6 protein-coding genes are annotated in these 13,708 nt (G+C 41.4%); all 6 read left to right on the forward strand.

Features of this window, described 5'->3' with window-relative positions:
* Positions 1–355 precede the first annotated feature (355 nt).
* Positions 356–2,551, forward strand: coding sequence for a fasciclin domain-containing protein (locus I6J03_RS11700; protein ID WP_232279838.1), 2,196 nt, complete (start codon positions 356–358; stop codon positions 2,549–2,551).
* Positions 2,552–2,605: 54 nt separating this feature from the next.
* On the forward strand, positions 2,606–5,848 hold the full coding sequence (locus I6J03_RS11705) for a SusC/RagA family TonB-linked outer membrane protein (protein ID WP_201693691.1): 3,243 nt from the start codon (positions 2,606–2,608) through the stop codon (positions 5,846–5,848).
* Between the two features lie 12 nt (positions 5,849–5,860).
* Positions 5,861–7,327: a RagB/SusD family nutrient uptake outer membrane protein gene (locus I6J03_RS11710; RefSeq protein WP_003011383.1), complete on the forward strand. Its 1,467-nt coding sequence runs from the start codon at positions 5,861–5,863 to the stop codon at positions 7,325–7,327.
* A 7-nt stretch (positions 7,328–7,334) separates the two neighbouring features.
* Positions 7,335–8,951 (forward strand): fasciclin domain-containing protein, encoded by a 1,617-nt coding sequence (locus tag I6J03_RS11715; RefSeq protein ID WP_003011381.1) that lies wholly within the window; start codon positions 7,335–7,337, stop codon positions 8,949–8,951.
* Positions 8,952–8,962: 11 nt separating this feature from the next.
* Positions 8,963–10,543: a fasciclin domain-containing protein gene (locus I6J03_RS11720; protein ID WP_003011379.1), complete on the forward strand. Its 1,581-nt coding sequence runs from the start codon at positions 8,963–8,965 to the stop codon at positions 10,541–10,543.
* Positions 10,544–10,606: 63 nt separating this feature from the next.
* Positions 10,607–13,702, forward strand: a complete 3,096-nt coding sequence (locus I6J03_RS11725) for a SusC/RagA family TonB-linked outer membrane protein (protein WP_232279837.1) — start codon at positions 10,607–10,609, stop codon at positions 13,700–13,702.
* Positions 13,703–13,708 lie beyond the last annotated feature (6 nt).

Here is a 13,708-nt window from a genome sequence, read left to right on the forward strand (position 1 = left end):
CTTCGTTCCCCGCTGTTTTTTTTCTTTTTCTGCTTTTTTCAGTTTTTGCCGGTATTTGACCACAAAACAGAATAACTGCGTTTAAAGCCTTGCTAATAGGAATTACCTCTTTTTTTATGCCCAAATTATAGTCAGGATAGGGCAGGATGGTTGTATTATATGGGCTGCCTATTTTTACAGAACCAGAACATTAAACTTAAATAATAACCAATTAGACAAACAAATTAATCAGGAGATATTCTTGTATAGAAGCAAACTATTCGGACCTTCAGTGCAACCGATTGCTTAACGGAATTTATCTTATGAGGAAGTGTTGTCGACCAGACAAACTAATATTAAACCTATGCAATCCGCTATGAAAAAAGTATACCCTTTTGTATGCAGCATGTTTCTGATCATGTTCTTTTACGGCTGTAGAAAAAGTGAACTGGTGTCGCACTATGAACGCCCTGACTGGTTAAAAGGTAATGCGTGGGAATTGCTTTCCTCCCGCCCTGATCAGCAGCTCTTTTTATCTGCTGTGGAAAAAACGGATATGAAGGGAGTGCTTATAGGAAACGGAATTTCGACTGTTTTGGCTCCCACTGATGATGCTTTCCGCAATTACCTCAATAAAAAAGGTTATGCAGGACTTGATCAGGTTCCTTTGAATGAACTCAAAAAAGTGGTCAACTATCATATTGTCTACTATGCCTTTGATAAGCTGAAGTTTACAAATTATCAGCCGCAGGGAGTAGACAAAGTAGAGCCTTTGCGTGCCGGACTGTATTACAAACACCGCACAAGAAGTAAAGATGAAATCTCTACACTGCCTGATCCGGTAACGGGAGCAACCCGTAAAATATTTCATAAAGACCGCTTTTTACCCGTGTTTTCCAATATGCATTTCAGTACAAAAGGTATAGATGCTAAATCAAACTATGCATATTTCTATCCGGAAAGTACATGGAATGACGGAGGATTCAATATGTCCAATGCACGTGTACAGGAATATGCTATACCTACAGATAACGGATATGTCTATATTCTTGATGATGTTATCGAACCCTTAGAGACCCTGCATACTGTACTTGAAAAACAAACAGATTATGCAGATTTCCTGCATACCTATGACCGTTTCAGAACCCTGTGGTATGATGCTGAGGCAACCAAAAATTATGCGGCAGCGGGCGATTCCCTTTTTATTGTAAAGCATGGAACACTGCCGCATATTTCTTCCGAATGGTCCTATAACGGGGAAGGAGGAATCGCAGATTATGCCAATCTCGGAGAATTGGCTTACACCGCATTCAATGTGTTTGCACCCAAAAATGATGCTTTACAGAGCTTTTTCAATAGCTATTGGCGTAACTATTATACAGATCTCAAATCTGTAAACTTCATGCCTTTAGCTCTGTTGATGGCTAATCATGTCTATCAGGAAAATATTGTTTTCCCCCAGGAAATCACCGGCAGCAAACAATTGAAAAGTACGTTTGGCTCAGTCATCAAATTTGATCCTAATCAGGATGTAGTTTCTAAAGGAATTGCTTCTAACGGAGTCTATTATGGATTGAATAAAGTTATCGTTCCGGATATGTTTTACAGTGTTACCGGGCCGGCACTGCAGAACCCCAAATACAAGATATTTCTTCAGATGCTGGTCAATACCGGCCTGATCACTACATTGATGAGCCGCGATCTGAATTATACCCTGTTTATACCATCCGATGAAGTGATCCTCAATACCCTTTACGGAGATAGTTACATTTTCTGGAATGAAGGAAATCCACTGGTCTTTGGTGATGAAGTCGTAGAGGTAGAAAATACGGAAGGTGTAAAAGTCGCCATGAGCAGACAGGCTCAGGAATTGTTTATCTCTAATCATATTGTGAGTAACAATATCACCCAGATAGCAGGTAAACAAGTGTTCCGTACCCGCAATCCATTCAGCTATGTATATGTCAAGAATGAAGGCGTATCTTCTTCTAATGCCTATAATATGAATACAAATATTAAGGCAACGAAAATAGCCGGATCATGGTTTAACGGATCTGCTTACGAGGTTGAAACAGCCTTATTGAAAGAAACCGGAACGATCAAGTTTACCTTATCAGGAGCTACAGCAGCAGGCAATACATTAAATGAGTTTTCTGAATTTTCCAAGCTTCTGGTACAGGCAGGTTTGATGGAAACCGGAAGTCAGTTGTCCTTTATGTTCGGAAACAATTTTGTCCTGTTCGCTCCGGACAATGCTGCAGTACTTGCAGGGATCAGCAGCGGTAAAATACCAACGGTAAAAGCCGATCTGGCCGAATACCTCAAATATTACTTTGTTTCAGTTCCCGATAATTCGCTCAGTGATTATCCGTTTCCGGGATTCCATGTTGAAGGATCCTGGATAACTGCGAAGCGCAATGGACAGACCTTCAGGACGCTGACCATAAAAGATAGCGGCACAGCCCTCAATCTGACAGCTTATAATGGCGAAACTGCAACGGTCACCAGTGAATTTCCAAAGATCTTCAGTGACGGAGCCGTGTACAGGATCAATAAAGTATTTACCAAATAATAGGAGACGGGATTCAACAATATCAATTAAACCTACCGATTAAGAACGAATTTTATGAAAATTAAATATTTACTTTTCCTCTGTTTGATAAGCTGTTATCTGCATTCATCTGCCCAAAAAAGTCTGGTATTGACGGGGAATGTAAAAGATCAGTTTGGAAAAGCTGTTTTAGGAGCAACCGTATTTGTCGAGAATCAGGAAAAAAGAAATCTAAAAGGATCCTCATCAGATGCAAATGGTTTCTACCGTCTGGAAATACCGGATCAGGACAATCTGACTATTGTATTTTCAAGTATAGGATATAAAACCCAGCGTGTAGCCTATCGAAAGCAGAAAATCCTCAATATGAGTCTCACAGATGATGAAAATTCCCTCGATGAGGTCATCATCAGCAAAGAAAAACCGGCAGATAAAAATGCAATGGGCATCAGTTACCGCAATCAGGTATCAGCCACTGAACGCTTTGATATGAAAGAACTGGAAATGATGCCCTTTGCTTCTATAGAATCAGGTTTGCAGGGACGACTAGCCAATGTCGATATCATTGCCAGTGCAGATCCGGGAGCAAAAAGTTCTATTCGTATCCGTGGTACATCTTCCCTGAATGGAAACTCTGAGCCTCTTATCGTCGTGGACGGAGTACCTTATCCTACACAGATATCGGATGATTTCAATTTCTCTACAGCTAATGATGAAGATTTTGGCGCCCTGGTCAATATCTCACCAAACGATATCGAATCTATAGAAGTACTGAAGGATGCTGCAGCTACTGCTATCTGGGGATCCAAAGGAGCAAATGGTGTACTTCTCTTTAAAACTAAAAAAGGAAGATCAGGAAAAACACAGTTTGCTTTCTCCAGTAAAATAGATGTCAAGAAAGAGGCTTCTACTATTCCGATGCTAAACGGTTCACAATACGTCAGTCTCATACAGGATGGGGTATGGAATACCGTCAATGACCTCGGATACCAGAATTCAACGGCCTATCTCAACTTATTATTCAATACCAATGAGATCAAATTTGATCCTTCATGGGTGTATTTTGATGAGTACAATCAGAATACAGATTGGGTAAAAGAAGTATCTCAGGTTGGTCATTTTGAAGATAATTCACTTTCCGTGAGTGGAGGAGGAGATAAAGCGACTTACCGGGTTTCTTTAGGTTATCTGAATGATATCGGTACTACGAAAGGAACAAAATTCAACCGTTACAATTCCCTGGTAAGTGTAAACTATAAATTTTCAAATAAGCTGAATGTAAATGCGGATATGTCTTATTCCTTAAGCGACCGCAATAGTTTCTGGACAGAAAGTAAGTTGGCAACACCTAGAGGAATGGCAATGACCAAAATGCCTAATATGAGCCCCTGGGTTATCGGCGAAAACGGATTGCCAACGGATCAGTACTTTACACCAAGACAAAACTTTCAAGGGAGCTATATAACCGACAAAAGTTATAACCCTGTAGCCATGGTCAATGAATCTGTGAATAATACCAAGGGTGAACAGGCCCGTGTAGTTTTCAGATTGACATATGATATATTAAACGGACTTCAGTATACCGGTACAGTAGGTTTTGATACCCGCTCTACTAAAAACAAAAAATTTCTGCCGCAGTCCGTCACCGGAGTGATCTGGACAGACCCATACTTTAACAGAGGGTCGGATATGATTTCAGATGACTTATACCTCAATACGGAAAACAAATTTATCTACAACCGCACATTTGCAAAAGACCATCAGGTCATTCTGAGCGGACTGCTTCAGACCAATGAAGCCCGTCGTTTCAGTTATGCAAGTGAGACTTCCGGTAATGCATCTTCTTCGTTGAGTGATCCCACTGCAGGAGCATCTGTATTATCAATGGGATCAGGTAATACCCTGACACGTAGTCTCGGTGTGATCTCCAACGGACACTACACCTACAAAGGAAAGTATATCATCAGCGGAGGATATCGTTGGGAATCTAATTCCAGCTTAGGTAAGAATCAGCGTTGGGCAGGATTCCCTTCGATCGGGGTCGCCTGGCAGGCCGGAGATGAGAAGTTTATTCAGGATCTGAATGTTTTTCAAACCGCCAAATTCAGAGTGAGCTGGGGGCAAAGCGGTAATGCACCTTCAGGAGCATGGCCATATTTAGGCGTATTCAAACCGATCACTCCGGGATATATGGATATGACTGCGATTTCACCTTCTTCCATACAACTGGAAAATCTGAAATGGGAAACCATCACCAGTACAGATATAGGGGTTGACTTCTCCCTGTTCAAAAACAAACTGAACATTACGGCGGAATGGTATCACCGCCGTACGACGGACCTGTTGCAAAAAGATGTGGAGTTACCTTCATCGACAGGATTTTCACAAATCAGTTATTTCAATTCAGGAGAGCTGACCAACAAGGGGTGGGAAATCATGTTTAATTATGATGCTATCCGGAAAGAAGGCTTCCAACTTTCCTTTAATATCAATTTTTCAAAAAACAGAAATGAGGTGGTCGAACTTCCTGAAAACATGCAGTTCGAAAATTATGAATTTGGAAATGGAAAATATGCACATAAGATCATTGAAGGCAATCCTATTGGCTCATTTTACGGATACCGCTATCTCGGAGTTTATCAAAATCAGGATGAAACCTTTGCTCGGGATCTGAGTGGTAATATTATGTATAACCTGAATGGAGAACCTGTCGTCATACAGAACGGACCTCGTAAAGTATATGCCGGAGATGCAAAATACCAGGATATAGACGGAAACGGAGTTATCAATCAGTATGATATTGTATATCTGGGCAACGCAATGCCACTCTTTACCTCAGGAGCAGGATTCAATGTCGGATATAAGAATTTCTTACTGACCACCTTTTTCCATGGTCGTTTTGGTCAGAAAGTCGTCAACAGCACCCGTATGGATACTGAAAATATGAGAGGCACAGGCAATCAAAGTACCGCTGTGCTGAGACGCTGGAGACATGAAGGAGATAACACGGATATCCCCCGCGCACTCTATGGTGAAGGATACAATTATCTGGGATCAGACCGGTTTGTGGAAGATGCTTCCTATGTCCGTCTGAAAACAGTGTCGCTTCGTTATTCGCTTCCCAAAACGTTGGTCAAACGATACGGTCTGAGCAGATTTGATGTCTTTGCTACAGTACAGGATCTGTTTACCTGGACCAAATATTCAGGACAGGATCCGGAGGTTTCGTTGTCCAGTAACATCTATATGTTGAGTCAGGACAATGCGAGTACACCACGTCCGCGCAGATTTGCGATGGGTATATTATTAAACTTTTAATGTAGATATCATATGAAAAGGATCATTTTTATTCTTTTTGCCTTTATAATAACATTCAGCAGTTCGTGCAATAAATGGTTAGATGTAAAGCCCGAAAACGAGCAGATCAGCGACTCCTACTGGTCTAATAAGGAAGAAGTAGAGGCCGTACTGGGAGCTGCATATGTAAAGATGCAGCAGTCTGTACAATTGATGCTGGTCTGGGGAGAAGCCCGTGGAAACGGCTTGTCATTAGGCGGTTTTATTAATAACGATCTGCAGCGTTTCAAATCATTCGACGTTATCCCTTCCAATTCGTTTGTGAAATGGTCTAACTTCTATAGTATTATCAATTACGCCAATATGGTTATCCGCTATGCACCGGAAGTAGTGGCAAAAGATCCTTCGTTTAATGAAGCAACTATGCGGTCTTACCTGTCAGAAGCTTATTATCTCAGAGCATTAGCCTATTTCTACATCGTACGTAATTTTAAGGATGCTCCACTGATCCTGGAACCTTATATGGATGATCAGACTTCTTTTGAAATCGCAACCTCGACCTCCGCTCAGATCTTTACACAGATTATTTCCGATCTGCAACAATCCATCGGTAGCAGCAAAGAATTTTGGCCTACAGTATGGGAATCCAAAGGACGGGTAACCAAATGGGCAGTGTATGCCACATTAGCCGATGTATACCTATGGACAGAACAGTATGATCTGGCTATCGAAGCCTGCGATAAAGTATTAAACTCCGGACGTGTAGGACTGATACAGGGAAAAGTAAATACCAAAAATAATTGGTTTACCATCTTCAGTCCGGGCAATTCGAATGAAGGAATTTTTGAAATACAGTTTGACTTTACAAAAAATCAGACTAATAGCCTTGTTAGTTGGTTTGGATCTTCTTACAACTGGATTATCTCCCCGCTGATGGTTGCCAGATTTCAGCAGAATCCGGATGATATACGTGGTCTTGGAGCATCTTATTCAGGTGTTGATTTCAAGGTCTGGAAATATCTGGGTTCTGAAGGCGGAACTACTATTCCACGTCAGAATAGTGACCAGAACTGGATACTCTACCGTATGGCTGATATCTACCTGATGAAAGCAGAAGCATATGTTATGAAAGGAGCCAGTCATTACCAGGAAGCGCTGGATCTGGTTTCAGCTGTGCGCGCACGTGCCGGAATCACACAGCCCCTCTCTATTGCATCTAATCAGTTGGAGATGCTGAACATCGTATTAAATGAAAAAGCTCTTGAATTTATAGGCGAGGGAAAAAGATGGTACGACCTGCTTCGTGTCGGTAAAAGAAACAATTACGAATATAAAGATTACCTCATCGAACAGGTGCTGTTGGGTACTGCGGGAGGTTCATCTCCGATAATACGGTCCAAATTATTAAATAACAATTCGCACTACCTGCCGATTCATATTGACGAGTTGAAATCAAATCGCCTATTGGTGCAGAATCCCTATTACGATAGCTTAAACTAACCAACTTATGAAACGAATTTACAACTTACACCGAACGATACAGGCGTTATTGCTGTTGTTTCCGCTGTTGCTGGTCAATAGCTGTAAAGATAGCTTCGAAGATAAAACTTTCACGGCTTATGATGAATTTCCGATTTCAGTATACCTCAATCAGCATCCGGATCAATTCTCCCGTTGGGTAGAAGTATTGAAGCAGGCGGATCTGTATAATACTCTTAATCTGAATGCAAATTATACCCACTTTGTGCCGGTTAATGAAGGCGTTGACCGCTATTTAAAGGCCAAAGGATATACAAGTGTGCAGGATATGTCCAAAGAAGATGCCGCTTATCTGGTCCGCTATCATCTGATCGCAGGAACAGTTATTGATCTGGGGCAGTTTCAAAGCGGAGCCATTGACGAACTTAACGAAACAGATGACAACCTGAGTATAGAGTTTAGAGGAGGAGGACTTGAGGCCGTATATCTCAACGGACTTTCCCGATTCAAAAAATTTGATGTTAAAGCTACCAACGGAATTATTCACATTATCGAAGATGTACTGGTTCCGTTGACCGAAACGATTACCGATCGTCTTCAACAGGAGAAATTCAGCATTTTCTATGAAGCTGTGAAAATGGCCGGTTATGAAGAACGTCTGAAAACGGTGTATACACCTTCTACAGATGAACAGGGTAACCCTATAGAAATACGGTATCGGTATACCGCATTTGCAGTAGCCAATCAGACTTTTGCTGCCGATAATATCAGCAGTATCACAGACCTGGTCACGAAATTATCTGCTAATAATGGTCTGCCTTATACAGATGTCAAGAATCCTCTGAATCAGTATGTCGCTTATCATCTTCTGGGACAGTTGAGAGATTATGCCAGTCTGGGGCAGTTCCCTTCAGGACAGCGTAAGATGAATATCAATACTCTGGCAGATAAGCAGCTGATCAAAATGTCGGAAGGACAGGGAGAATTATTATTAAACAGTAATGCGGCCAATACCACAGGAATCAAATTTGTAGAATTCAATGTCCTTTGTAAAAATGGGGTTTTGCATGAAGTGAATAACTGGATGCCGGTATTTACACCGGAGCGGGTATCCGTGATCTGGGAGTTGTCCGATTATCCGGATGTAGAAGCTAATGTGACGCAGTTTAAGAAAGCAAACCTGAGTGCACAGTATAACAAAACATTTGTTACCGGAGATCTCAAAAGTATTATCTGGAGTGCTCGCCCGGAGACGCGCAGCAATGTGCTGATATACCGTAACAGCCGGCCGGCAGACGGTATCTATTACAGCGATGTGCTGAATCACGATCATCTTCGGGTTACGTTGGGTGAGTCAGGCTGGATAGAAATGAATAGTCCGGTAATCGTCAAGGGGAAATATAAAGTGACCTTCTTCTGGCCGAGTCCTATTCAGGCAACGTCTACAGGTATCTGTTCATTTATTCTGGATGGCGTATTGATGCGGGATAAACATACCATCAGCAACACCCGGACAGACAGACAACTGGAACAGGCGCTTGGCAATGTCACTTTTGAAGAGACAACATCTCACAAACTGCGTATACTTTCTTTAGATGGAAAGCTGATTACGCTGGATTATATACGATTTGATCCTATAGACTAAATACTACGATTATGAAAAGATTAATTTTTGCTCTATTGGCAGCAGTGATCTGCTTTTCGAGCTGTAAAAAAGCCTGGGAGAGCCACTATGGAACGACAGATGGTACCACTACCGTATCTCCATTAAATCTGTTGGACTATCTGAAATCAAAACCAGAGTATAGCAAATTTGTCGCAAAACTAGAGGAAACAGGACTGGCACAAGAGCTGCAAAGAGACCAGTATCTCACTGTGTGGGCTGTCAGTAACGAACAGATGGATCGTCTTGCACAATTAAATCTGGATGAAAAATATGTGATGGGCTATCATATCAACAATCTTACATATGATGTCTCTAAACTCAAAAAAGGATTACGCCTGAAGACATTGAATGGAAAGTATCTGTCCATTAATGAGGATGCTTCTGGTAAATATCAGATAGGAGATGCGGCGATCGTAAATGGTAATCAATTATGCAAAAACGGAGTCGTCCACGAGATTAATGAACTCATGAAACCGGATGTAAGTATCTATGAATACCTGGAAGGGCTGGGATCAGATTATTCCATTATCCGGGATACCATTCTGCGACTCAATGATACTATTTTTGATCTGGCAAACAGTGTCCCTATTGGTGTGGATCCTACCGGAAACACCGTTTACGATTCAGCTTATGTGATTAAGAACCCGATTTTCGAAAAGGCGAATATCCGTTCAGAATTTGTGCAGGTCAGTATGTTTTTACCAAGCAATCAGGTACTGAACAATTGTTTTAATGATTTGAGAAGCCTTTATGCTCAATTTGGAAAAACATTTGAACAGGATGATTATCTCAAAGCCATGTCCTGGATCAAGGAAGCCATCTTCTATAATACACTGGTCGATAATTACGGCAGTGAAGAAAATATCTATTCGGCTTTCAACAAACTTTGGAAAACAAGTGTGCAGCAGGTAAATCCGGCTTATAAACGGATGAGTAACGGCAGAATATTTGAAATCTCAAAGTTGAAAGTACCGAATAACGTACATATCGATATGATCAAGCAGTTTTTTCACTATTGGGAATACGTACCGGATAATGAAAAAGGAAACCTGTTTACCGTACTGAATGCAACAAGTGTCGTACCGACAGATCGCGATAATGCAAGTTTCCCAACGCTGGGGCTGGAATACAAATACCGCACACTGGTACTCAGAGGCGCAAAAATCGCAGGAGCTCCGCTCTCTATAGACTTTACACCAGTACTGACTGTTCGCAACAGCGACGGGTCTACAGGTTATAAAGTGGTAGAAGTACCTCCCGGAGAATATAATCTGTATATGGGATTCCGGTCATCTACCCATCCTTTTGTAAACATCTATATCGATGGCAAACTGATCAAAAGCGCACTCAATGTAGAACCGTCCACACCATGGAACTATGACCGTTCAACAAATACAGTTGGCAGCACCAAATATAACGGTTGGGGAGGATTGGTTGGTCCGGTCATTATAGATGGTAATCAGGTGAGACGATTTAAAATAAAAGTAGAATTTGCCGGATTAGGTAAAGGAACGGTTGAACAAATAGAATTATATCATTGGGCGTTGATTCCCACACAAAACAATTATTAAAAAGAGTAAAGCAGTTTTATAATGTTTTTAAAGAATGCTTATTGAACAGTTATGATAAAAAGGGTGAATATATTATATAAAATTTTGCTTGTAAGCTCGGTTATAGGTTTGTGCAGCGTGGAGCAGGCCTTTGCACAGCGGATAATAAAAGGGAAGGTACTGAGCTCCTATAATAATGCTGCAGTAGCAAATGCAATTGTTTCCATAAAAAACAGTGCCGCATCAGCGCAGACCAATAAAAACGGAGATTTTTCATTGAAGGTCGACGACGTCGGTACTTCCGCCCTTATTACTGTATGGAGTCCCGGATTTCACGAACTGCAGGTCAGTACACTCAAACGGGATTCTCTGGTTGTGACGTTGGTTCCCGATACACGATTCAGATTTGACGAAGTCAAAGAAGGTATTTTTGCAAATAAAGGGACCTCAGTTTTATACAATCAGGATTTCAAGGAAGGAGTCTATAACATTGAAGATGTGCTGGCCGGCGAATTTTCAGGACTGAATGTGATCAATAAAAGCGGAATGCCAACCGAGGGAAGCGTGCTCAACTTTCGTGGAATAAGAACTTTAACTGCAGATAATTCGCCTCTCATTATTCTCAATGGAATGCCATACTTTCCGGACAATGAGACCTCAACTATTATCGGCGGATATTCCAGAAGTGTATTTAATGCCATCAATCCGCAGGATGTCAAGAGTATCAGATTGCTGAAAGGTCCTGAAGCTGCTGTATACGGATCATTAGCCTCCAATGGCGTACTCATCATCGAGACCTCTTCTGCAGATGATCTGGAAACAGTAATTGAATTCAAAGGAAACTATGGCATAGGATACAATAACAAACGTATCCCGGTATTGCAGGGAAGCGATTTCAAAAACTTTATCGGAGATGTGGGAATGTCCCAGTTTGCGGATATGAACGATATGATCAGCTATTTTCCGTTTTTAAGAGATGATCCGAATTACTATTACAATTTTCTGTACAATAATCATACAGACTGGCAAAATGAGATCTATACACCGGCATTCGTTACAGATAATCACCTTCGTATCAAAGGAGGAGATGCCATTGCCAAATATGACCTCTCTCTGGGTGTGATGGATCAGAACGGAACATTGGAAAATAGTAAATCTACACGCTACAGTACCCGTCTTAATTCAACCCTTACATTAGGAAAGAAATTTGACCTCTCAGCCAGTGTAGCATTGACATATGCGACAAATAAACTGCATGAGCAGGGAATGCTTCAGGCAACCAACCCTATGCTAGCTTCCTTGTATCAGGCGCCGATACTCAGTCCTTACCGCAAAGATGATCAGAATAACATATTGCCGGATTACGATATCGTGAGACAATTCAATGTGTCTAATCCACTGGCCTTACTCAATACAACTACCATCAATTCGGATATATATGATGTCTTTGTCAATGCAGGTGTTAAGTACAAAGCTACCCGGGATATAAATGTGTACGGTACATTCGGACTATTCTCCAGTTATAACAGACAATCTACCTTTATTCCCGGACTGTCCAGCCGTACTATTCTGCCTCTGGAAAATGGCATAGCACTCAACTCAGCGCGCTCCGGATCAGGTAAAAACTCCAATATCTATTACAAGATAAATGCAGATTACACAAAGCAGCTGGATGAATCCAATATTCAGGCAGGTGCAGGATTTCAGGGAATGATCACCGATAGAGAATATGATGCCGGATTCGGACGCAATACCAGCTCGGATTTCTATCGTACCCTCAATTATGTAAATGCTGCAGGACGTGCTTTTGAAGGCTATAACGAATCCTGGAACTGGATGAGCTTTTATGGTTTTGTACAGTATGACTGGCGCAATTTAGTAAAAGCATCTACTTATCTCTCCTCCGATGGCGCATCCTCTACAGGAGTAGATGTGAGCCGTTTCGGATTCTATCCCGGAGTTGACCTGTCATTTGTGTTGTCAAATACAAGCGTATTCAAAGACATTAGCAGTCTGGACCTGCTGACATTGAATGCCGGATATTCCAAAACAGCAAATAGCAGGTATTCATCCAAACTCAGTCAGGCTTATTACAGCAGCCAGATTTATCGTCAGTTAGCAGGTATTGTAGTTGGCAATATTCCAAATACATCTTTAAACAGAGAAGATGTCAGAAACTGGGATGTCAGTCTGATCGCCAGTTTATGGAAAAAAAGATTGAACTTAAGTGCCTCTTACTATCATACAACAGCTAAAGATGTTGTACAGGCTGTGCCGGTCACACCGATTGCCGGTATCGAAAATATGTATGTCAACGGAGCTACACTGCTCAATACAGGGTTTGAGTTTGATGCCAACCTGACCCTTATAGAGAAAAAAGATTTCGGATTTACAATCGGAGGAAATCTGAGTACCTTGAAAAATGAAGTGAAAAGCCTGAATAGTATAGACCAGAAGATAACCACAGCTCCGTATGGCATGACACTGATCACACAGGTCGGAGGTTCACCATATGATTTTTACGGACATCAGTTCAATGGTGTAATCAGTAATTCAGCAGAGGCTTCACGTCTTAATCTGACAGACTTCAAAAACCTCCCTTTCGAAGCCGGAGATGCTATCTTTGAAGATATCAATAAAGACGGAATCATCGATAAAGATGATCGTAAGAGTTTGGGGAATGCATTACCTAAATTTTATGGATCCGGATTTATAGATGTCAGATTCAAAAAACTGACATTACGCGGATATGTCACCTTCTCTAAAGGCAACAAGATGTACAATGCCGTTCGCCGGAGCTTGGAAGATATGAGTAGCTATAAGAATCAGTCTACCGCTATCCTCAACAGGTGGCAGGAAGAGGGACAGTTTACAGCAATTCCCAAAGCAACTTATGCTGATCCGATGGGTAACAGCCGTTTTTCAGATCGCTGGATTGAAGACGCTTCTTATCTGCGCCTGAGTAATGTAGTTCTGAAATACAATTTTGGAACTCAGAAATTCAAATTGCTCAATAATACCGAAATCTACATTTCCGGGGAAAATATATACACCTGGACCAAATATCTGGGCCTCGATCCGGTGACCGCTTATAGCTATGATGTCAGTCTGTTAGGAGCCGATTATGGTAAAATTCCTTTACCACGTACATTTAAATTAGGTGTTAACCTGAAACTCTAATCGTTG

This window comes from Sphingobacterium spiritivorum (genome assembly GCF_016724845.1).
Lineage (GTDB): Bacteria > Bacteroidota > Bacteroidia > Sphingobacteriales > Sphingobacteriaceae > Sphingobacterium > Sphingobacterium spiritivorum_A.